Origin of the sequence: Streptomyces sp. CB02414, assembly GCF_001905385.1 — a bacterium.
Taxonomy (GTDB): domain Bacteria; phylum Actinomycetota; class Actinomycetes; order Streptomycetales; family Streptomycetaceae; genus Streptomyces.
Genome location: NZ_LIPF01000005.1, coordinates 170934 through 191553 on the forward strand (window position 1 = coordinate 170934; position 20620 = coordinate 191553).

Below are 20620 nucleotides of genomic sequence, written 5' to 3' on the forward strand. Positions count from 1 at the left end.
ATGCCCACCGCCCTGGACCGCATCCGCGTCGGCTCGGCCCCCGACTCCTGGGGCGTCTGGTTCCCCGACGACCCGCGGCAGGTCCCCTGGGAACGCTTCCTGGACGAGGTCACCGACGCCGGCTACGAGTGGATCGAGCTCGGCCCGTACGGCTACCTCCCCACCGACCCCGCCCGCCTCACCGACGAGGTGACCCGGCGCGGCCTCAAGGTCTCCGCCGGCACCATCTTCTGCGGCCTGCACCGCGGCCCCTCCGAATGGGACGGCACCTGGGAACAGGTCAGCCGCGTCGCCGCCCTCACGCAGGCCATGGACGCGAAGCACCTCGTCGTCATCCCGTCCTTCTGGCGCGACGACAAGACCGCCGAGATCCTGGAGCCGCCGGAGCTGACCGGCGAGCAGTGGTCCCACCTGACCAAGGGCATGGAGCGCCTCGGCCACGAGGTGAGGGAGCGCTACGGCCTGGACATCGTCGTCCACCCGCACGCCGACACCCACATCGACACCGAGGAGCACGTGGAGCGCTTCCTCGACGCCACCGACTCCGACCTGGTGAGCCTCTGCCTGGACACCGGCCACTACGCCTACTGCGGCGGCGACAGCGTCAAGCTGATCGAGACCTACGGCGAGCGCATCGGCTACCTCCACCTCAAGCAGGTCGACCCGGAGATCCTCGCCGACGTGCGCGCGAACGGCGTCCCCTTCGGGCCGGCCGTGCAGCGCGGGGTGATGTGCGAGCCGCCCGCCGGAGTGCCCGAGCTGGAACCCGTGCTCACCGCGGCCCAGGGACTCGGCGTCGACCTGTTCGCCATCGTCGAACAGGACATGTACCCGTGCGAGCCGGACAAACCCCTGCCCATCGCGGTCCGCACCCGGAAGTTCCTGCGCTCCTGCGGCGCCTGACCCCGGTCGCGCCGGCGGGACACGGGTCCCGCCGGCGCGCCGCTCGGCGGGCCGTTGTCAGTGGCGCGCGCTAGCGTGCGGAGCACTGACCCTTCGTCCCGTTCCGGGAGGCAGTCATGACCTCGCGTCTCAATCCGTACCTGAGCTTCGACGGCGACGCCCGACAGGCGATGGAGTTCTACGAGCAGGTGTTCGGCGGCACCCTGTCGCTGAACACCTTCGGCGAGTCCGGCATGCCCGACAGCGCCTACACCGACAAGATCATGCACGCCATGCTGGAGACCCCGGGCGGCTTCACCCTGATGGCCTCGGACACCCCGCCCGGCATGGACTACACGCCGGGCACCAACTTCTCGGTGAGCCTCAGCGGCGACGACGAGGCCGAGCTGCGCGGCTACTGGGACAAGCTGTCCGCCGGCGGCTCCGTCGCCGTGCCGCTGGAGAAGCAGATGTGGGGGGACGTCTTCGGCATGTGCACGGACCGGTTCGGCGTCCCCTGGATGGTGAACATCAGCGAGCCGGCGGGCTGACCGCACCCCGCCGGCCCGTCCTGACCGGCCTCAGCCCCGCCTGACCTCCGCCACCGTCACGGGGCGGTGCTCCCGCAGCGACAGGGTGCACGCCTCGGCGATCCAGCCCGCCTCCAGCGCGTCCTCGATCGTGCAGGGGGAGGGGCGGACGCCCGCGACGACCTCGGTGAACGCGGTCAGCTCGGCGCGGTAGGCGGCGGCGAAGCGGTCCATGAAGAAGTCGTGCGGCACACCGGCCGGGAAGGCCGTGCCGGGCTCGACCGAGCGCAGCGGCAGCTTGTCCTCCAGGCCGACGGCGATGGAGTCGGCGAAGCCGTGGATCTCCATGCGGACGTCGTAACCGCGCGCGTTGTGACGGCTGTTGGAGACCACGGCGATCGTGCCGTCGTCCAGCGTGAGGACCGCACCGGTGGTGTCCGCGTCGCCCGCCTCCCGGATGAAGTCGGCACCCCGGTTGCCGCCGACGGCGTACACCTCGCTCACCTCGCGGCCCGTCACCCAGCGGATGACGTCGAAGTCGTGCACCGCGCAGTCGCGGAAGATGCCGCCGGAGGCGGCGATGTACGCGGCCGGCGGCGGCGCCGGGTCCAGCGTGGTCGACCGCACAGTGTGCAGCTTGCCCAGCTCACCCGCCCGCACGGCCGCCCGCGCCGCGACGAAGGCGGCGTCGAAGCGGCGGTTGTAGCCGATCTGCACCGGCACGTCACGGCCCGCGACCGCCTTGAGCACCTCGACGCCCTCCGTCATGGTGCGGGCGACGGGCTTCTCGCAGAAGACGGGCACGCCGGCCTCGACGGCGGCCAGGATCAGGTCCGGATGGGCGTCGGTCGCCGCCGCGACCACCACACCGTCCACCCCGGCGGCCAGCACCGCCTCGGGGGAGTCCGCGATCTCGGCACCGAACCGCTCGGCGGCCGCCTTCGCGGCGTCCGCGAACGGGTCGGCGACGACGAGCGAGTCGACGGCGTCCAGGGAGGAGAGGGTCTCGGCGTGGAAGGCGCCGATGCGGCCGAGGCCGAGGATTGCGATGCGCATGCTTCTCGTTGCTCCTTGTGCGTGATTGCCGTGCCGGGCACGCGTACTACTCAGTCCAGTCCGCCCAGGACGTTCTGGTCCCAGTCGATCACCGAGCCCGTGACCACGCCGGACCGGTCCGACAGCAGCAGGACCACGAAGTCGGCAATCTCGTCCGGCTGCCCGAGCCTGCCCATCGGCAACCGCGCGGCGGCCCGCTCGCGCCAGTCGTCCCCGGCGCCGTGGAAGGCCCGCTGGGTGGCGTCCTCGCCCGCGGTGGCCGTCCAGCCGATGTTCAGGCCGTTGATCCGCACCCGGTCGAAGCGGTGCGCGTGCGCGGCATTCCGGGTGAGACCCATCAGACCGGCCTTCGCGGCGACGTACGGCGCCAGGAAGGGCTGCCCGCCGTGCGCCGACGACGTGATGATGTTGACGACGGTGCCGGGCGCGCCCCGGCCCACCATGTCCGCGACGGCCGCCTGCATCGCGAAGAACGGCGCCCTGAGGTTGACCGCGATGTGCTGGTCGAACAGCTCGGGCGTGGTGTCCAGCAGCGTCCCCCGGGACGTCAGCCCCGCCGAGTTGACCAGGCAGTCGACCCGGCCGTACGCCTCCACCACCCGGCCCACGGAGGCCTTGGCCTGCCCGGCGTCCGACAGGTCGGCCCGTACGAACACCGCCTCGCCGCCCGCCGCCGTCAGCTCGGCCACCAGGGCCTCGCCGGGCTCCGGGCGCCGCCCCGTGACGGCCACGACCGCCCCTTCCTGGACGGCGGCCCGCGCGACCGCGGCACCGAGGCCCTGGCTGCCGCCGTTGACCAGCACGACCTTCCCGTCGAGGAGGCTCACCGCGTCCCCCGGCTCTCCCGGCGTGCGGCACCGGCCCGCAGCTCGGCACGGAGCACGTCCGGTGCCCACTCCTCACGCAACGCCCGCCGTACGACGTCGGCCTGGGAGGGCGGGGCAAGGCCGTCGACCGGCGGGTCGCTGTCCAGGTCGGTGGGGAACGGGTAGCCCTCGGCGCTCGCGGCGACCACGTTCGCCAGCCACCGCTCGCCCGCGCCCTCGGCCTTGCGCTTCAGCAGCACCGGGAAGACGGCGTTCGCGACGGCCTCCCGGTCGACGGTCTCCATCGCGCGGCCGAACGCGGAGGAGACCTGCAGCAGGTTGGCCATGCGGCGGATGCCGGACGAGCGGTTGGTGCCCGCCGCGTGGAACAGGGCCGGGTTGAAGAAGACCGCGTCGCCCTTGGCGAGGGGCAGTTGCACGTGGTGCGCCTCGAAGTAGGCCCGGAAGCCGGGGAGCCGCCAGGCCAGATAGCCCGGTTCGTACTTCTGGGAGTGCGGCAGGTACATCGTCGGCCCCGACTCCACGGGCATGTCGCGGTGGGCGACCGCGCCCTGGAGCGTCAGCACGGGGGAGAGGCGGTGCACGTGCGCAGGGTAGGCCGCCGCGGCCTCGGCCGACAGGAAGCCGAGGTGGTAGTCGCGGTGCGCCGACTGGGCGGCGCCGCCCGGATTGACCACGTTGATCTGCGAGGTGACCTGGTAGCCGGGACCGAGCCAGGCCCGGGACACCAGGGCCAGGGCGTCGTTGGCGTAGTAGTCGGCGAAGGCCTCGGGGTCGTGCAGGGCTGCCTTCTCCAGCGCGTTCCACACCCGGTCGTTGGCTCCCGGCGCGGCGAAGTGGTCGCCGACGGTGGCGCCCGAGGCGCGCTGCCCGTCGATCAGCGCGTCGAACACGGCGGTGGCCCGGTCGACGACCGCGGGGTCCGGGAAGGCGCCCTCGAGGACGACGATGCCGGGACCGTCGGCGAGGGCGTGGACCAGTTCGGCCGCCGTGTCCGGGTCGTCGCGCAGGCCGCCGGCGTCGTACACGGGGACGTTCCGCTCCACGGCGGCGGCCCGCGGGTACGCGGCCGGGTCGGTCGGCTGCTCGACGAGCGCGCGGAAGGCGCCGAGGTCGCAGTCGCGTTCGGACAGATGGGAGCGGGGTGCGGGGACGGGCGCTGCGGACATCGTCGTCCTTTCGCTGACAGGGGCGACGCGGTGCTGTCATTCTTGTCCTGACAAACGCGTCGAACAACCAGCGGGCGGCCATCAAAAACCCCTCAGAGCACGCCGCGGGACGAAGCCGAGGAGCCGGTCATGGGACACCCCTTCCCGATCCGGGAGATAGCCCGGCAGGCGGGCCTGAGCGAGGCCACCGTCGACCGGGTGCTCAACGGGCGCGGCGGCGTGCGTGAGAGCACCGCGTACGAGGTGCGCCGGGCCATCGCCGACCTGGACCGCCAGCGCACCCAGGTCCGGCTGGTCGGCCGCACGTTCATGTGCGACATCGTGATGCAGGCCCCGGAGCGTTTCTCCACCGCCGTGCGGGCCGCACTGGAGGCCGAACTGCCCGCCCTGCACCCGGCGGTGGTGCGCTGCCGCTTCCACTTCCGCGAGACGGACCCGGCCGGGGAGCTGACCGCCACCCTGGACCGGATCGCCCGGCGCGGCTCCCAGGGGGTGATCCTCAAGGCCCCGGACGTCCCCGAGGTGAACGCCGCCGTGAGCCGGCTGACCGCCGCGGGCATCCCCGTCGTCACCCTGGCGACGGACCTGCCCGCCGGCCCCCGGGTGGCCTACGTCGGCATCGACGACCGGGCGGCCGGCGCGACCGCCGCCTACCTCATGGGCCAGTGGCTCGGCGACCGCCCCGGCAACGTCCTCACCAGCCTCAGCAGCGGCTTCTTCCGCAACGAGGAGGAGCGGGAGATGGGCTTCCGGGGCGTGATGCGGGCCCGCCACCCCGGGCGGGCCCTCGTCGAGATCGCCGAAGGGCAGGGCCTGGACGCCACCCAGTACGACCTGGTGCGGGCCGCGCTGGAACGCGACCCGGAGATCCGGGCGGTCTACTCGATCGGCGGCGGCAACATCGCCACCGTGCGCGCCTTCGAGGACCTCGGCCGCACCTGCGACGTGTTCGTCGCCCACGACCTCGACCAGGACAACACCCGTCTGCTGCGCGAGCGACGCCTGTCCGTCGTCCTCCACCACGACCTGCGCCAGGACCTGCGCGAGGCATGCCGCCACGTGATGCGGGCCCACGGCGCCCTGCCGCCCGCCGGCCCGGCGCGGCCGTCGGCGATCCAGGTCGTCACCCCGCACAACATGCCGCCCGACACCGCGACCGTGTGACGCGCGCCGCCGCACCGGGCGTGTGACGCGGCCGTCCGAGCCGCCGCTCGTACCGTCGGTCGCATGTGGAAATCGACTCCGGCCGGGGGTCCCGAGCGGGTGGTGGCGCTCGCCGACGGCGTCTTCGCGATCGCCATCACCCTGCTCGTCCTCGACTTCTCCGTGCCCCGCGACCTGGACTCCGAGGCCTACCACGCCGCACTGCGCGACCTCGCCCCCAACCTGGGCGCGTACGTGCTCAGTCTGCTGGTGCTCGGACTCTTCTGGCGCGACCACCGCCGGATCTTCGGCTTCGTCGAGCGGGTCGACGGCCAGGTGATCACCCTGTCCCTGCTCGGTCTGGGCGTCGCGGCACTCGTCCCCTTCCCCACCAAGCTCCTCTCCGAGTACGGGGACGAGCCGGTCTCCGTCGCCGTCTACGCGGCGGCGATCGCCGCCCTGGGCGCCTCCCACCTCGCCCTGCTCGCCGTGCTCGCCACCCGGCCCTGGCTGCGCGGCGACGCGGCCCCCGAGGAGGGGTTCCGGCTCTTCGGCCTGGACATCGCGGCGACGACGGTGGTCTTCGCGCTGAGCATTCCGCTCGCCCTGGCGGTCGGTCCCGCGGCCATGTGGAGCTGGCTCGTGCTGGTCCCGGTCCAGGGCCTGCTGGGCCGGTGGGCGATGCGGGCCCGCCGCGACGCCCTCACCCGGGAAGCTCGGGACTGACCCAGGTACCGCGCTCCGCCGACCGGGCCATCGCGTCCAGTACGGCCGCGCTGTGCACCGCGTCCGGCAGGGTGGCCCCGTACGGGGTGGCCTCCGCGATCGAGCGCAGGAAACGGTGGGCCTCCACCACCTTGAGGTCGTCGTAGCCCATGGCGTTCGCGGCCCCCGGCTGGAAGGCCGCGAACTCGCCGTGCGCCGGGCCGACGTGGACCGTGCTGACCGGCTGGTCCTGGTACTCCGTGCCGCGGCTGACGCCCAGCTCGTTCATCCGGCGGAAGTCCCAGAACACCGCGCCCGTGGTGCCGTGCACCTCGAACCCGTAGTTGTTCTGCTCGCCGACCGAGACCCGGCAGGCCTCCAGCACGCCGCGGGCGCCGGAGGCGAAGCGCAGCAGGCAGCTGACGTAGTCCTCGTTCTCGACCGGCCCCGACTCGCCTCCCGTGGCCCGCGCGTGACCGGCGGTGGCCGCGGTCGGACGGGCCCGCTCGGGCAGGAAGACGGCCGTGTCGGCGGTCAGCGACGCGATGTCGCCGAGCAGGAACCGGGCCAGGTCCGCGCCGTGCGAGGCCAGGTCGCCGAGCACTCCGCTGCCGCCGCGCTCGCGCTCGTAACGCCACGTCAGCGCCCCCTCGGGATGGGCGGCGTAGTCGCTGAAGAGCCGGATGCGGACATGGGTGACGGTGCCGATCTCCCCGGCGGCGATCAGGTCGCGGGCGGCCTCCACGGCGGGCGCGTTGCGGTAGTTGAAGCCGACCGCGCCCTGCACACCCGCCTTGGCGACCGCGTCGGCGACGGCCCGTGCGTCGTCGAGGGACAGGCCGACCGGCTTCTCGATCCAGATGTGCTTGCCCGCCTCGGCCATCGCGACGGCGATCTCCCGGTGCAGGAAGTTCGGCGCGGTGATGCTGACCGCGTGGACCCGCGGGTCCACGGCCACCTCGCGCCAGTCGCGGGCCGTCGAGGCGAAGCCGAACTGCGCGGCGGCCTCCTCGGCCCGTCCCGGCACCTCCTCGGCGACCGTCACCAGCTCGGGACGGAGGGCGAGCCGCGGATAGTGGTGGCGCACCCGCGCGTACGCCTGGGTGTGCACCCGGCCCATCCAGCCGAAACCGACGACGGCGACACCGAGTGCGTCCACCATGAGAGCCCCTCTTCGGACCGGTCCCTGCGCTGTCCCGCCCACCCTGTGCGGAGCGTCGGCATCATGTCAACCTTTTGACAGGACAAAGCCCGGCGAGTGCCCTGCTAGCCCAGGTTGATCGCGTACGCCTTGCGCAGCGTCTCGTGCACCGTCCACGTCGTGCGGTCACCCTCGCGCAGCACCACCAGGTCGCCCGGTCCCACCGTCAGTGCCGGGCCGCCCGCCACCTCGATGGTGGCCGAGCCGCTGAGCACCACGAACATCTCGTCCGCCTCGGTGTCGGTGACGACGCCCGGGGTGATCTGCCAGACCCCGCGCACCTGGCGGCCGTCCGCCGACTCCCAGACCACCTTGCCGGTCACTTCGGGGGTGCCGGAGACGATCTGCTCGGGGGAGAGGGGCTCGGGTTCGAGCTCGGTGCCGGGGACGTGGACGACGAAGCTGTTGGTCATGCGGTGACGCTAGCCGGGGCCGACGGGGCCGCGGGGGCGACAGTGTGTGGCGTATCCGGTGAGGCGTACGGACACATCGTCGGGCCCGCCGGCGCGCACCGGCGGCCTCGGGGTACCGGGCAGGTGCCCGGCCGCTACTGTGGCGATCATGGTTCAGTGGGGGCTCCGGCCGGCGTCGGCGTCGGACGTGGAAGCCGTCGCCGAGTTGCGGGCCGTGGTACTGCGGCCGGCCCGGGACGCCCGGTGGCTGGAGCACTTCTACCTGGCCCCGAGCCTCCAGGGCGCCGGGATCGGCTCGGCCGTACTGCGCGGGCTGCTGGCCGGGTGCGACCGCGGCGGTGACCTCGTCCGGCTCAACGTGCTGCGGGACAGCGCGGCCCGGAGGCTGTACGAGCGGCACGGGTTCACGTCGAGAGGGAGGACTCGGTGGACGTCTACATGGTGCGCGAGCCGGCCGTACCCGGACCGGCTCACGCGTCACCGCCCCCGGCGTGCGAGCCCCCCGGTCCCCCGGATGAGGTAGGCTTGACCAGCGCGATCACACCGAAACGTGGACGCGCGACGGGACGTGGCGCAGCTTGGTAGCGCACTTGACTGGGGGTCAAGGGGTCGCAGGTTCAAATCCTGTCGTCCCGACGTGAAGCAACAGGCCAGAGGCCGTACCGGGACATTCCGGTACGGCCTCTCGGTCGTGCGCCGACGCCGCTGAACGCCACGTCCTCCACCTGGGGCGGGAGGGGTCCCGTGGCGGGCGCGGACACTGGTCGGTACGCCGGACGCCCGCCGAGCGGCTGCCGTACGCCGAGCTCACGAACCGAGGAGACCAGCGATGCCTCTCTCCACCAGCCTCGCTCGTGGTGTGGCGCCCACCACGCCCGGAACGCTGCACGCCCGTACGGTCGCCGGCGAGCTCAGCGCGCCGCCCCGGCAGGGGCTGACCGTCCGCTTCGGGCGGGGCGAGAAGCCGGACGTGGACCTCGGGGTCGGGGTGGACGACCTGCGGGTGAGCCGGCGGCACGGCGAGCTGACCTACCGCCGAGGACAGTGGTGGCTGCGCAACACCGGGCAGCAGCTCGTCCGGCTGCCGCGCGGCCGGATGATGCACCTCACCACCGAGCCGCTCCCGCTCGCGCCCGGGTACACCCCGCTGTTCGTCAAGGGCTCGGGCTACCGCGAGCACCTGGTCGAGCTGTACGTGGCGGGCCACGACGACCAGGGGCCGGTGTCCCGGCGGCGCGCCGACACCGTACGGCCGGAGACATGGTCGCTGGACGACGACGAGCGGCTGCTGCTGGTGGTGCTCGGCCAGCGGTACCTGCTGTACGAGGAGGACCCGCGTCCCCTGTCGTACCGTCAGGCCGCCGAGCGGCTGGCCTACCTGCGTCCGGACGCCAGGTGGAACGAGCGCCGGATCGAGTTCCGCGTCGAGGCCGTGCGCCGCCGGCTGCACGGCACCGGGTTCAAGTACCCGCTGCTGCACGACAAGTCCGGCGGCCGTCCGGCCGACAACAGTCTGCTGCACAACCTGATCAGGGGACTCGCGGAGTCGACGACCCTCGTGCCGCCGGACCTGGAGCTGATGGAGGACGACGAGTCCTGGCCGGATCCGGCGCTCTGAGGAGGCGCGGCGTCCACCGGCCCGTCGGGCTGTGCGGCGCACGCCGGGTCAGCGCGCGCGGAGTTCGGCGGCGGCCGAGGACGCGAGGCCCGTGGCCGTCGTGCAGAGCCGGTCCGCGGGCCGCTGCCCGCCGACGTCCAGGCGCACCATCTCGACGGCGGTCTCGGCGCCCTGGCCGCTGTACCTGCGGTACTCGACGAAGACCGCGCAGGTGTCGCCCTCGGCGTCCGGTTCGACGATCGTGCGGTAGCCGCTCAGCTCGGTGGCGGTGGCGTCGCCCTGCGCGGACTTGGGCTGGTCGCGGAAGAAGCTCACCTCCACGTCCAGGTCGTCGACGTCGCTCGCCCACTCGCAGCTCCAGTTCGCGACCCCGACCTCCGGCACGTCGGCCCGCAGGCCGGGAACGGCGGACAGCGCCCGGGCGTCCAGGAGTCCGCAGGCGTCCTTCCACGCCAGCGACGTGGGCGGGTAGGCCGGGGAGCGCCGGGGGACCGGGCCCCGGTTCAGCACCTCGGCGGCGCTCGTGGCGGCCTTGTCGGCGACCGTGCACAGGGTCGCCCTGCCGCCGACCACGGAGCCCTTGCCCATGTTGACGCGGATGCCGACCAGGGTGCCGTCCGCGCCGCCCCCGGAGGTCAGCAGCAGCTCGCACTCGCCGCTCTTCGCCTCCTCCTCGCGGATGCCCACCCTCCCGACGGTGCGGGAGGGTTCCGAGCCCTCCGGCGGCGCCCCCTGGAGGAGACTGACCGACACGTCGATCCGGGTCCGGTCGTCGATGCCGACGAGCACGTCGCAGCGGTCGAAGTTCCCGTAGTCCACGTCCACGTGGACGTCCCCGTCGCCGAACCCGTCGAGGGCGGTGGGGTCGGCCAGCGCGCACACGTCGGCCGTGTGCGGATCGCCGATCAGGGCCCGGCGTTCACCGTCCGAGGCGCGCGTCTGCGTCCCGCTCCGCCCGGGGCCCGGGGCGGCCGTTCCGCCGTCGCCGTCGCCGTGGCCGGGGAGGACGACGACGAGCCCCAAGGCCAGTACGGCGGTGATGCCGACGGCCGCCGCGACCAGTGGCCGGCGCAGGCGCCGGCCACTGGTGACGGTGTCGGCGCCGTCCCGGGGCGTCTTCGGACCGGCCCCGGCGATCTCCTCCAGCAGCCGTCCGGCCTCGGCGGCGTCGGGGCGTTGCCGGGGATCGCGGCGCAGCATGGCGGTGAGCACGGGATACAGCGGACCCACGGCGGCGTCCACCTCGACGACGCCCTGCTCGGCCTTCCAGTACCGCAGCCGCTCGGCCTCCTCGCCGTCGTCCCCCGTCCCGGCGGAGCCGGCTTCCTCCAGGGGCGTGCCGCCGCGTGGCGGCGCACCGGTGACCAGGGCGTGCAGGGTGGCGGCGAGGCAGAACACGTCCGAAGCGGGCCGGGGCACGTTGCCCCGGGCCAGTTCGGGGGCGGCGTAGTCGGGGGTGAAGCTGAAGGGGCCGTTGACGGTGATGGTCTCCGTGCCGCCGACCCGGTAGGCGGCCCCGAAGTCCAGTAACTTCGCCCCGCCGTGCCGGGTGAGGCCGATGTTGGCCGGCTTGACGTCGCAGTGCACGATGCCCGATGCGTGCAGGGCGGCCAGGGCGTCGGCGAGCTGGGCCCCGATGCGCGCCGCCCGTTGCGGAGAGACCGTCGGCCGCCGGTCCAGGCCGCCGCCCGTCACGTGCTCCATGACGAACCAGTACGTCCGCCCGCCCCCCTCGGCACCGCTCCCTTCCCCTTCCCCGCCTCGCGGCTCGGTCACGACGTCGAACAGCGTCACCACATGGGGATGGCCCCGGAACTTGGCCATGGCACGCGGTTCACCCAGCAGCCGCCGTACCGCGGTGTCGCTCTCGCCGTCCGCCCGTTCCGGTTTGAGCGCGACGTCCTGGCCCACCACCGTGTCGTGGGCCAGCCACACATCGCCGCCCCGTCCCGCGCCGATGACCTCCTTGAGGACGTAACGGTCGGCGAACCGGTCCCCGGAACGCACGGATCTTCCCCCTCGGTCGACTCCGGAACCCCACACGGCCGCTGCCGCGCGTACGGAACGAACCTACTGCGTGGAGCGGACCGTTCGCACCGTCTGCCCAGAGCCTCCATCAGTCGCACGCATGCCCGTACGGGACGTGGTCGCGGGCGCCGGGACCGGTCCCGGACGCTTCGCCTACGGTACGCGTCGCACCGACCGCCCACCCCCGACAGGAGCGCCCCTCCATGGCTCGTACCCCGACCCTCGTGCTGGCCGGCATCACGGCGGCCGTCTCGGCCACCACGCTCGCACCGTCCGCCCACGCGGGCACCCCGGCCCCGCACGACCGGCCCGCCGCCCGGTGCGCGCACCCCGCCGACGTCCTCGACCTGACGAACTGGAAGCTGACCCTGCCCACCGGTGACGACGAGGACCCCACCGAGATAACCCAGCCCGAGCTGGCCGCCTTCTCCGCCGCCCCCTGGTTCCGGGCCGAGGCCGGCTGCGACGCGGTGAGGTTCCGGGCCGCCGTCGACGGGGTCACCACGGGAGGTTCCGCCTACCCGCGCGCCGAGCTGCGGGAGATGACCGAGGGCGGGGAGGACGAGGCCGCCTGGTCCACCACCGACGGCACCCACACCCTCGTGGTCAGGGAGGCGTTCACGGCCCTGCCCGAGGAACGGCCCTACGTGGTCGGCGCGCAGGTCCACGGCGGCGACGATGACGTCACCGTCTTCCGCCTCGAGGGCAGCCGCCTCTACGTCACCGACGGCGACGACCGCCACCACCACCTGGTGACCGACGACTACGAGCTGGGCACCGAGTTCGAGGCCGGGTTCGTCGCGAAGGACGGGGAGATCGACGCCTACTACAACGGCCGCTTCGAGACCACGGTCGCCCACGACGGCGACACCAACTACTTCAAGGCGGGCGCCTACACGCAGGCCAACTGCGACAACTCCGAGCCGTGCGCCGCACGCAACCACGGCGAGGTGCGCATCTCCCACCTCCGGGTCACCCACTCCTGACCGGCGTCCGGGAGGGGTCCCGGAAGGGGCGTGTCACGGTGGCCGTGCACGGAGGCACAGAAGGGGGAGCCGATGACGGGGGACACGACGGGCGCGGAGGGAACCCTGCTCACCCGTGGGCAGCGGATCAACTCCGCGCTCGTCGTGGATCGCCGGCTGGGCGAGGGCGCCTTCGCCGAGGTGTACCGGGTGCGGCACCACATCCTCGGCTGGCAGGCGCTCAAGCTGTTCAAGCACGTGGCCTCGCTGGAGGCCACCTCCAGGCTGTTCGACGAGGCACGCATCCTCTCCACCCTGGGCCACCCCAACATCATCCGGGTGTTCGACGCGGGCACCGTGCAGACCTCCGAGGGCGTGCGCGGCTACATCACCATGGAGTACGTCGCGGGCGGCAGCCTGGAACGGCTGGTCGCCTCCCACTCCGGCGCGGTACCGGTGGGTGAGGCGTCGGCCGTGCTGCGCCAGGCCGCGGACGGGCTCGCCGTCGCCCACGAGCGACCGCACCCGATCGTGCACCGCGACCTGTCCCTGGCCAACGTGCTGATCACCTACGACGAGTCCGGGCTCCGGGTGAAGGTCAGCGACTTCGGACTGGCCAAGGAGACCGACCCGGGCACCATGGCGGCCAGCGCCCAGGGGACGGTCGCCTACATGCCGCCGGAGGTGCTGCGCCGGGGCACCGGGTACTCCTGCGCCGGCGACGTGTGGGCGCTCGGCACCATCGCGTACTTCCTGCTCACCGCCCAGTTCCCGTACGACGGCGGGGACCCGGTGCAGTCCTTCTCCCTGGACCGGTTCAACCGCCCGCTGCCGCCGCCGAGCGCCTACAACGACGAGGTGGCACCCGAACTGGACCGGCTGGTCACGGACATGCTGCGGACGGACCCGGCCGACCGGCCCGCCACCGCCCGCGAGGTCGCCGAACGGGCCGTGGCCCTGCGGTCCTCGCCGGGCCCGCAGCCGTCCCGGGACGCACCGGCGGAGGTGGAGCGGGCCGCCGAGGAGCAGGTCCGGGCCGCCGTCGAGCTCTCCCGGACGCCGGGCCGGCTGGCCGAGGCCGCGAACCAGCTGGAAGAGGCCGTCAGCCGCCACCCCCGGCTCAGGGAACGGCACGTGGCACGGCTGATGACGTGGCGGCGAGGGGTGGTCATGTGAACGGCCCGGCGCACGAGGAACGGACGTATCTGCAGGGGCCGTACCGGCAGCGGACGTATGGAGAGCGGATGGACGACACGACTGCGGGCGGCCGGACGGACCAGCCGTCCGGCGTCCGGAGCGGCACCGGGCAACTGTCCCGCTTCACGGACCTGGCCGGCGTGCGGCTCTACCACGACAACGCCTTCGCCGTCACAGGGCTCGCGGTGACCGCGCGGGGCCGTGCCGTACGGCAGCACAGGCAGCGGCTGGAGGCCCGGCTCGCGGTGCGGGACCACCTCCCCCCGGACCCGGACTCGCCGCTGGCGGGGTGGCGCCGCAGGGAGGAGGTGCGGGCCGCGTTCGAGGAGTTCCAGGACCCGCGGCGGCGGCTGGTCGACGAACTTCTGTGGCGGTGGGGCGAGCCGGGTCACGGATGCGGCTGTCCGGCGTCCGTGCACGAGGAGCACGACGACGCGGTGCGCCTGCACGCCATGGTGCTGGAGGCGGAGGCCGGCCGGGTCACCACCGCCCCGGACGCGCGGGACACCCTGTGGCGGGGCGCGGCCGCCGGCTGGGGACCTCTGCTGGAACGCCCCGAGCTCCGGCGGCACCTCGCCCACCGGATCGGTGAACTGGACGATCCCCGGCTGGGCGGGCTCCGCGCGGACGACTTCCTCACCGAGCTTCCCCGCCTCCTGGTCTCCCCGTTCCGGGACCTCGCCGCCGACCCGGACTTCCGGCCACGGCTCGCCCGCGTCTGCGCGAGCTGGGCACAGTACGCGGCCTTCGCGGACCTCTTCGCCGGGCTGTTCGAGGAGACGGTGGAGGAGACCGTCCAGGAGATCACCGACGGTCTGCGGACCGCGAACGCGAAGAAGGAGGCCGGGCTGTTCGGCGACGCCGAACGGGTCCTGCGGCGGGAGGTGCTCCCGGCGTTCGACCGGATCGGTGAACTCCGGGCGTTCGTCTCGGACTGGCGGTACGAGGACGTCTCGAACGTCGTCGCCGTGGGCGTGGGCAACCTGGCCGTGGCGATGCTGGGCCACCACCAGTACACGCCGCCGACCCCCAAGCAGAAGGAGACGGTGGTCGACCTCGCGGAGAAGGCCTACGAGATCGCCCCGGAAGCCCATGTGCAGGCGTTCAAGGAGAACTGGGACGTCATCTACGAGTGGTCCACCGGCTACGGGCTCCCCGCACCGGCCAGGCCCTTCCCCTGGAAGAAGGCCGGCATCGGCGTCGGCGTCGTGGCGTGCTTGGTGTCCGTCGCGGGCTACTTCTTCGGTCCCGCCGTGGCGATCGGCCTGCTGGTCGCCCTCCTGTACATGGCGACCGCGGGGTGAACACCGCGGCACGGAAGGAGACAGAGATGAACCCCGACGTCCGCCGCCGGGTGCGCGAGGCGCGCGCGACCCTCCGCCAGCTCCGGCATCCACCCGAGTACCGCGTCCCCCGCCCGCTCCTGACGCCCGCGCAGGCCGACTGGGCCGCGACCGTGCTCGCCGAGGCGGAGGCCGCCGAGGCCCTGGCGAAACGGCCCGGCGCCGGAACCGACGCGCTGCTGGGGGCGGCCGTCGGCATCTGGCGCGCCCTGCGCAAGCTCGACAAGGGGACCGTTCCCCTCTCGGCGGCCGACCTCAGGCAGGTGCGCCGCCAGGTCAACGCGAGCCGCCAGGCGCTCGCCGACGACGGGCTGGAGATCCAGGACCACGACGGCCTGCCCTTCGACTCCGGACAGTCCCTGGAGGCCCTGGTGATCCAGGACGAGCCGGGACTGGACCGGGAGACCGTGCTGGAGACCGTCCGGCCCACCGTCTACTTCCGCGGCGAACGGATCCAGATGGGCCAGGTCGTCGTCGGCAGGCCCGCGCCCCCCGCCTGAAGCACCAAGGAGACCACGACCATGCGCGAGACCATCGACTTCGGAATCGACCTCGGCACCACCAACAGCGCCATCGCGGTGGCCGAGGACGACGGCGTACGCGTCATCAAGAACAACGACGGCTGGGACTTCACGCCCTCCGCCGTGTGGATCCCCAAGGAGGGGGTGGTCCACGTGGGCAGGCGGGCCCGGGAGCGCACGGAGACCGATCCCGGCAACGCCTACGCGGAGTTCAAGCTGGAGATGGGTGCCGCCGGCGCGGGCCGGCTCTTCGAGCGCACCGGTGCGTCGCTGACGCCGGAGGAGCTCTCCGCCGAGGTCCTCAAGTCGCTCCGGCAGGACGCCGCACACGACTACGGTCACCAGCCGGAGGCGGCCGTGATCACCGTCCCGGCCTCCTTCGCGCTGAACCAGAACAACGCCACCAGCTCGGCCGCCGCCCTCGCCGGACTCGGCGAGCACTGCCCCCTGGTGCAGGAGCCGACCGCCGCCGCCATCGCCTACGGCGTGCAGGACGCGTCCGACTCCGCGCACTGGATGGTGTTCGACCTGGGCGGCGGCACCTTCGACGCCGCCCTGATGAGCAAGCGCGACGGCGAACTCCAGCTCATCCAGCACGCCGGCGACCCCTACCTGGGCGGGAAGCTCATCGACTGGGCCCTCGTCGACGACCTGCTGGCCCCCGCGGTCCGCCGGGACCTCGGCCTCGCCGACTTCAACCGCAACAACCGCGGCCACTGGCGCAAGAACTTCGCCAAGCTCAAGCTGGAGGCGGAGAACGCCAAGATCGCCCTGTCCCGCGCCGCTTCGGTCGAGATCTCCGTCGACCTCGACGACGGCAGCGGCGGCACCGAACCCTTCGAGTACACCCTCACCCGGGGCGCCCTCGACGACCTGGCGCTGCCCTTCTACACCCGCGCGGTCCGCCTGTGCCGAGAGGCGCTGGCCGAGAGCTCCCTGCGCCCCGACCACATCGACCGGCTGCTCCTGGTCGGCGGCGCCACGCTCAGCCCCGGCCTGCGCGAACTGCTCGCCGACCCGGACGACGGCCCCGGCATCCGCCTCGACCACAGCCAGGACCCCACCACCGTCGTCGCGCGCGGCGCCGCGGTCTTCGCCCGCACGGTCCGGCTGCCCAAGAAGCCGCAGCGGGCGGCGCCGGGCGAGTTCGCGATCGAACTGCACTACCCGGCGCAGTCCGTCGACACCACCGGCATCCCGGTCTCCGGCAAGGTCAGCAGCGGCAGCGCGGTCGACTGGACGCGGTACACCGTCACCCTGACCAACCCCGAGGGCCGCCCGCCCTTCCGCGGCCCGCGCACCGAACTCGGCCCGGACGGCACCTTCTACACCGAGGTGGCCATCGACACCGACGCCCGGTCCCGCTTCACCGTGGAGCTGACCGACACCGCCGGCACCCGGCGGAACCTCGCCGGGGACACCTTCTCCATCGCCCACGCCTCCGTCCTCCCCGGCGACGCGGTGCTCACCGGCACGCTCGGCATCGGCAAGGCCGACGGCACCTTCGACCCGCTGCTGCGCAAGGGCACCACGCTGCCGGCCCAGGTGACCAAGCCGTACCGGACGACCATCCCGCTGCGCCGCGCCCAGCCGGACGCCGTCATCCGCATCCCGCTGCTGGAGGGGGAGCGCAGGCGCGCCGACCGCAACACCCGGGTCGGGCTGATCGAGGTCCGCCCGCGCGACATCCGCATCGACCTGCCGGCCCAGAGCGAGGTCGAGGTGACGTTCGAGATCCAGGCGAGCAACCGGGAAGTCCTGGTCACCGCCGACATCCCGCTGCTGGAGCAGCAGTTCGAGGCGACGATCGACCGTTCCGAACTGCTGGCGCCCGGACACGGCGAACTCGTGGACCGGCTGCACGACCTGGAACAGCGCGTGCACCTCCTCCAGGACCAGGCCGAGAACGTGTTCTCCGAACAGGCGCAGGCGCGGCTGGACGACCTCGCCGAGCAGAAGACCGTGCCGCAGCTGCGCAAGGAGGTCGACGCGGCGGCCGTCGACACGGGCGCCGCCGTCACCAGCGACCGCCGCATCCGCGACGTGGAGGCGCTGCTCGACGACATCGAGGAGGCCATCGAGATCCCCGGGCTGCAACGCGAACTGTGGGACCTGCTCAGCGCCTGCGAGGACGTGATCGAGCAGGTCGGCGGCGGTCCGTCGGACCGGCGGGAGCTGCAGACCATGCGCGACCGCGCCGGCGCGCTCGGCGAGGACGCCTCACCGGCGGATCTGCGGCGGCTGATCAAACGGGCCGGGGAGTTCCACGTCGAGCTGCTGCGCCGCACGGACCAGTGGGAGTACGTGGTCTTCAACGCGCTGGTCGAGGTCCGCGACGACATGTTCTCCCGCGCCCAGGCGGACGCCGCGATCCTCGAGGGCCGCCGGGCCGTCGCCGCGGGCGACAGGCGCGCCCTCGCCGGTGTCAACGAGCGGCTGCGGCGACTGCTGCCGCCCGGGGCCGCCGAGGAGGCCGAGCGGCTGTCCGGCGGGATCAACTAGTCAGCGGGAACGAGGAGTCCAAGGTGACCACATCCCGAATCCCGGCGGGCCCTGTGCCCGGCGCGATCCTGTCGGCGGGCCGAGCCGGCACGGAGGCCGGCGGCACGGGGCCGGACCGGACGGAACCCGGCGCCGCCCCGTCCGGCGGCGCGGGGCCGGGCCGCACCGCGGACGGCGGCCCCGAGTCCGCGCGTACGCCGCCGTCCCCCGCCCACGCGCTCCGGGTGGCCCTGCTCGTCTCGCGGGCCCGGACGGCGGCCCGCTCCGGCGACCTGGACGGGGCCCTGCGGCTGCTGCGCGACGCCGACACCGCGGACCACCGGGACGTACTCGACCTGCTCGCCCGGGTGCACGCCCAGCGCGGCGAGCCGGAGCAGGCCGCCGCCCACTGGCGAAGGGTGCTGGAGCTCGCCCCGGGGGACACCGCCGCGACCGCCGGGCTGGCGAGGATCGACCGGCTCGGCGGCCGCGGCCCGCGGGCCGCGCTCGCCCGGCACCGGGCCGGCACCGCCCTGGCCGCCGCGGTCTGCGCGGTGGCCGCGGTGACGGCCGGCACCGTAGTCCTCGCGGACGGCGCCGGCGGACGGCCGGAGCGGCCCGGCCCCGCCCAGGCCGACCTGGTCGAACAACGGGCCCGGCAGCTCGCCGCCGAACGCCGGGCGGAACGGGCGAGGGACCGGGACCGCGCGGCGGCCCGCCGCGCGGAAGCGGCCGAGGAACTGGCCCGCAAGCTGCGGGCGCCGGGCATCCTGCCACGCGTCCACGGGGATGCCGTGGAGGTCGTCTTCGCCGACGGGCTGTTCTCCCGGGGCGCCGAACTCACCCCGGCCGGTGCCGGCCGGCTCGCCGTCCTCGGTGAACGCCTCGCCGGACGCCGGCCGCACGTCGAGATCCGCGGCCACGCGGCCACCGTCCCCGGCGCCCCGACCAGCGGCGGATCCGTCGTCGCCCTCTGGCGCGCCCTCGTCGCGGCCCGCGAGCTCAGCGCCGCCACCGGCAGGCCCCTCACCGACTTCACCACCGTCAGCGCGGACCAGCGCGAGGCCCCGTACGCCGACCCCGCGAAGAACCGGACGGTCACCGTGATGATCACGCCCGGCTAGGCCCTGTCGTCAAATTCCCGCGTGCCAGGCGTCGCCGGGCAGGCGGGAATTTGACGACAGGGCCTAGTGGCGGCCGCACAGAGCCGGGCCCGCTTCCTCCCCCGAAGAAGCGGGCCCGGCGGGCCGGGACGTCACCCGGTGTCAGTGCGACACCGTCCCCCGAAGGTGACGTCCTCGGCCGCCCCCGGCGCCGGACTGCGGCCGCGGCGCCCGGGTGTCTGGGAGCCGTGCGGTCACCAGCACATGACCGCCGTCTCGCCCGCACCCCACGAGGAGTACAGGCGCACCCGGACGACATAGCGGCGGCCCTTGACGAAACGGGCCCTGATCGTGGCGTTGCGGGGTGTTCCCCCGTCGTCGTGCCCGGCGAGGTAGCGGGGCTTGCCGTCCCGCACCTCGAAGATCACGACGACGGCGTCGCTGTCACCGAAGGTGCCCACGGTGTACTCGCGGGTCTCCGGCGGGTCCAGGCGGAAGTCGGCCTGCTCGCCCGGCCCGAGCCCCAGCGGCACCGAACGGAACGGCACCAGCGGGCCCGGCCGGCCGGTGGGCGGATACCAGCGCAGGGCGAACTCCTTGTCGGCGGCCGAGAGCGTACCGGGCGGGTGCAGGCCCGAGCGGTAGTGCTCCGGCTCCAGTATCAGCCCCGACGGGAACGGATACTCCATGATCGACTGCGGGTCCCAGACCGGGCCGTTGGCCTCGTCGCCGTCGAGCTTGCGCAGGATGTTGTGGAACGTCCGCTCCCGGCTCCAGTGGTTCGGCGGGCCCGCCAGCTCCGCGTAGACGGCCTCGTCGTCCCAGAGGATGCCGGAGTACGGGCTCTGGTGCTCGTGCAGCATTCCGAGCGCGTGCCCGATCTGGTGCAGGGCCGTGGCGCGCTCCCCGGGTGCGGTCAGGTCCCAGCCGAAGTTCATCGTACGGTCGTTGAGGCCGACCCCGAGCGCGTCCCTGCCCACCGCCGACCACGACCCGTCGCCGGGCTGGAAACCGATGCGCAGCTCGGCCTCCGACCGGTCGCCGACCTCGGTCAGGACGAGCCCGACACCGAGGTCCTGCCACTCCTTGAAGCAGTCGCGGACCACTTCCCGCTGCTCCTCGGTCCCCACCCACGCCCCCCGCGCCGGACGCCCGGCGCCCGGCATGGGCACGACGGAGGAGTCCGTGTCCCCGCCGAGGAAGCAGTAGTGCAGCACGGTGCCGTTGACCCACATCCGCTGCCCGCCGACGAGCGCGGCGACACGCTCGGCGGCCAGTCCCGGTGCGAGCACGGGAGCCGGCTGCCGCGCGAGCGAGCAGTAGCGTGCGGTCATGGCCCCCAGAATGCCGTCCGGGCGGGTCCGGGCGCCTGAGTCGGGGGGTACTCAAGTCGCCCTGTATCAGGGTTGAGTACGCGGGCTCCTATTGCCGTGACGAC

At 73.6% G+C, this 20620-nt stretch carries 18 protein-coding genes, 1 tRNA gene and 1 pseudogene; 13 read left to right on the forward strand and 7 right to left on the reverse strand.

Annotated features, from left to right (window positions below):
• Together AMK11_RS17870 and AMK11_RS17875 are read left to right on the forward strand one after the other, a co-directional pair.
• Positions 1 to 903, forward strand: coding sequence for a sugar phosphate isomerase/epimerase family protein (locus AMK11_RS17870; protein ID WP_073728278.1), 903 nt, complete (start codon positions 1 to 3; stop codon positions 901 to 903).
• Between the two features lie 116 nt (positions 904 to 1019).
• Positions 1020 to 1433, forward strand: coding sequence for a VOC family protein (locus AMK11_RS17875; RefSeq protein WP_073728280.1), 414 nt, complete (start codon positions 1020 to 1022; stop codon positions 1431 to 1433).
• Between the two features lie 30 nt (positions 1434 to 1463).
• On the opposite strand, the gene AMK11_RS17880 is transcribed toward AMK11_RS17875, so the two are convergent.
• From AMK11_RS17880 to AMK11_RS17890, 3 genes are read right to left on the reverse strand one after another with little or no spacing between them, the layout of a single operon-like run.
• The gene (locus AMK11_RS17880) at positions 1464 to 2468 is read right to left on the reverse strand and encodes a Gfo/Idh/MocA family protein (RefSeq protein WP_073728282.1); all 1005 of its coding nucleotides are present in this window, start codon (positions 2466 to 2468) and stop codon (positions 1464 to 1466) included.
• Positions 2469 to 2518: 50 nt separating this feature from the next.
• On the reverse strand, positions 2519 to 3295 hold the full coding sequence (locus AMK11_RS17885; RefSeq protein WP_073728284.1) for an SDR family oxidoreductase: 777 nt from the start codon (positions 3293 to 3295) through the stop codon (positions 2519 to 2521).
• The gene (locus AMK11_RS17890) at positions 3292 to 4464 is read right to left on the reverse strand and encodes a phytanoyl-CoA dioxygenase family protein (protein ID WP_073728286.1); all 1173 of its coding nucleotides are present in this window, start codon (positions 4462 to 4464) and stop codon (positions 3292 to 3294) included. The genes AMK11_RS17885 and AMK11_RS17890 overlap by 4 nt, the downstream gene beginning before the upstream one ends.
• A gap of 129 nt (positions 4465 to 4593) precedes the next feature.
• On the opposite strand from AMK11_RS17890, the gene AMK11_RS17895 reads away from it, so the two are divergent.
• Entirely contained in the window at positions 4594 to 5628 is a 1035-nt protein-coding gene (locus tag AMK11_RS17895; RefSeq protein WP_073728288.1) for a LacI family DNA-binding transcriptional regulator, read from the forward strand.
• Positions 5629 to 5691: 63 nt separating this feature from the next.
• Positions 5692 to 6333 carry a TMEM175 family protein gene (locus AMK11_RS17900; RefSeq protein ID WP_198941394.1) on the forward strand — a complete coding sequence of 214 codons (642 nt, stop codon included), beginning with the start codon at positions 5692 to 5694 and terminating at the stop codon, positions 6331 to 6333.
• Here AMK11_RS17900 and AMK11_RS17905 read toward each other — a convergent pair.
• Complete coding sequence (locus tag AMK11_RS17905) at positions 6311 to 7474, reverse strand: Gfo/Idh/MocA family protein (RefSeq protein ID WP_073728290.1); 1164 nt, start codon at positions 7472 to 7474, stop codon at positions 6311 to 6313. The two genes, AMK11_RS17900 and AMK11_RS17905, sit on opposite strands and share 23 nt — an antisense overlap.
• A gap of 104 nt (positions 7475 to 7578) precedes the next feature.
• Positions 7579 to 7926: a cupin domain-containing protein gene (locus AMK11_RS17910; protein WP_073728292.1), complete on the reverse strand. Its 348-nt coding sequence runs from the start codon at positions 7924 to 7926 to the stop codon at positions 7579 to 7581.
• A gap of 148 nt (positions 7927 to 8074) precedes the next feature.
• Between AMK11_RS17910 and AMK11_RS17915 the strand changes: the two are divergent.
• The 3 genes and pseudogenes from AMK11_RS17915 to AMK11_RS17925 all read left to right on the forward strand — a co-directional run.
• Positions 8075 to 8385, forward strand: a pseudogene (locus tag AMK11_RS17915) (GNAT family N-acetyltransferase); the annotation flags it as partial.
• Positions 8386 to 8488: 103 nt separating this feature from the next.
• A tRNA-Pro gene (locus AMK11_RS17920) sits at positions 8489 to 8562 on the forward strand.
• A gap of 193 nt (positions 8563 to 8755) precedes the next feature.
• Entirely contained in the window at positions 8756 to 9544 is a 789-nt protein-coding gene (locus tag AMK11_RS17925) for an FHA domain-containing protein (protein WP_073728296.1), read from the forward strand.
• Between the two features lie 48 nt (positions 9545 to 9592).
• Here AMK11_RS17925 and AMK11_RS17930 read toward each other — a convergent pair whose 3' ends face one another.
• Positions 9593 to 11551: a serine/threonine-protein kinase gene (locus AMK11_RS17930; protein ID WP_073728298.1), complete on the reverse strand. Its 1959-nt coding sequence runs from the start codon at positions 11549 to 11551 to the stop codon at positions 9593 to 9595.
• 224 nt (positions 11552 to 11775) lie between these two features.
• Between AMK11_RS17930 and AMK11_RS17935 the strand changes: the two genes are divergently transcribed.
• The 6 genes from AMK11_RS17935 to AMK11_RS17960 all read left to right on the forward strand — a co-directional run bounded on the left by AMK11_RS17935 (position 11776) and on the right by AMK11_RS17960 (position 19203).
• Positions 11776 to 12558: a polysaccharide lyase family 7 protein gene (locus tag AMK11_RS17935; RefSeq protein ID WP_073728300.1), complete on the forward strand. Its 783-nt coding sequence runs from the start codon at positions 11776 to 11778 to the stop codon at positions 12556 to 12558.
• Between the two features lie 72 nt (positions 12559 to 12630).
• Entirely contained in the window at positions 12631 to 13713 is a 1083-nt protein-coding gene (locus tag AMK11_RS17940) for a serine/threonine-protein kinase (protein WP_079187517.1), read from the forward strand.
• A 68-nt stretch (positions 13714 to 13781) separates the two neighbouring features.
• On the forward strand, positions 13782 to 15038 hold the full coding sequence (locus tag AMK11_RS17945) for a hypothetical protein (protein ID WP_073728302.1): 1257 nt from the start codon (positions 13782 to 13784) through the stop codon (positions 15036 to 15038).
• A gap of 26 nt (positions 15039 to 15064) precedes the next feature.
• The gene (locus AMK11_RS17950) at positions 15065 to 15577 is read left to right on the forward strand and encodes a hypothetical protein (protein WP_073728304.1); all 513 of its coding nucleotides are present in this window, start codon (positions 15065 to 15067) and stop codon (positions 15575 to 15577) included.
• Positions 15578 to 15598: 21 nt separating this feature from the next.
• Positions 15599 to 18100, forward strand: a complete 2502-nt coding sequence (locus tag AMK11_RS17955; protein ID WP_073728306.1) for an Hsp70 family protein — start codon at positions 15599 to 15601, stop codon at positions 18098 to 18100.
• 23 nt (positions 18101 to 18123) lie between these two features.
• Entirely contained in the window at positions 18124 to 19203 is a 1080-nt protein-coding gene (locus AMK11_RS17960) for a tetratricopeptide repeat protein (RefSeq protein ID WP_241847014.1), read from the forward strand.
• A 233-nt stretch (positions 19204 to 19436) separates the two neighbouring features.
• Here the strand turns inward: AMK11_RS17960 and absR1 are convergent, their stop codons facing one another.
• Positions 19437 to 20516 carry a beta-glucuronidase AbsR1 gene (absR1, locus tag AMK11_RS17965; protein WP_073728308.1) on the reverse strand — a complete coding sequence of 360 codons (1080 nt, stop codon included), beginning with the start codon at positions 20514 to 20516 and terminating at the stop codon, positions 19437 to 19439.
• Positions 20517 to 20620: the final 104 nt, after the last annotated feature.

Coding starts and splice junctions, on each gene's coding strand:
- AMK11_RS17945 (WP_073728302.1), top strand. CDS start 13,782: ATGGACGACACGACTGCGGGCGGCCGGACGGACCAGCCGTCCGGCGTC.
- AMK11_RS17895 (WP_073728288.1), top strand. CDS start 4,594: ATGGGACACCCCTTCCCGATCCGGGAGATAGCCCGGCAGGCGGGCCTG.
- AMK11_RS17905 (WP_073728290.1), bottom strand. CDS start 7,474: ATGGTGGACGCACTCGGTGTCGCCGTCGTCGGTTTCGGCTGGATGGGC.
- AMK11_RS17910 (WP_073728292.1), bottom strand. CDS start 7,926: ATGACCAACAGCTTCGTCGTCCACGTCCCCGGCACCGAGCTCGAACCC.
- AMK11_RS17880 (WP_073728282.1), bottom strand. CDS start 2,468: ATGCGCATCGCAATCCTCGGCCTCGGCCGCATCGGCGCCTTCCACGCC.
- AMK11_RS17870 (WP_073728278.1), top strand. CDS start 1: ATGCCCACCGCCCTGGACCGCATCCGCGTCGGCTCGGCCCCCGACTCC.
- AMK11_RS17890 (WP_073728286.1), bottom strand. CDS start 4,464: ATGTCCGCAGCGCCCGTCCCCGCACCCCGCTCCCATCTGTCCGAACGC.
- AMK11_RS17925 (WP_073728296.1), top strand. CDS start 8,756: ATGCCTCTCTCCACCAGCCTCGCTCGTGGTGTGGCGCCCACCACGCCC.
- AMK11_RS17900 (WP_198941394.1), top strand. CDS start 5,692: ATGTGGAAATCGACTCCGGCCGGGGGTCCCGAGCGGGTGGTGGCGCTC.
- AMK11_RS17935 (WP_073728300.1), top strand. CDS start 11,776: ATGGCTCGTACCCCGACCCTCGTGCTGGCCGGCATCACGGCGGCCGTC.
- AMK11_RS17875 (WP_073728280.1), top strand. CDS start 1,020: ATGACCTCGCGTCTCAATCCGTACCTGAGCTTCGACGGCGACGCCCGA.
- absR1 (WP_073728308.1), bottom strand. CDS start 20,516: ATGACCGCACGCTACTGCTCGCTCGCGCGGCAGCCGGCTCCCGTGCTC.
- AMK11_RS17955 (WP_073728306.1), top strand. CDS start 15,599: ATGCGCGAGACCATCGACTTCGGAATCGACCTCGGCACCACCAACAGC.
- AMK11_RS17940 (WP_079187517.1), top strand. CDS start 12,631: ATGACGGGGGACACGACGGGCGCGGAGGGAACCCTGCTCACCCGTGGG.
- AMK11_RS17950 (WP_073728304.1), top strand. CDS start 15,065: ATGAACCCCGACGTCCGCCGCCGGGTGCGCGAGGCGCGCGCGACCCTC.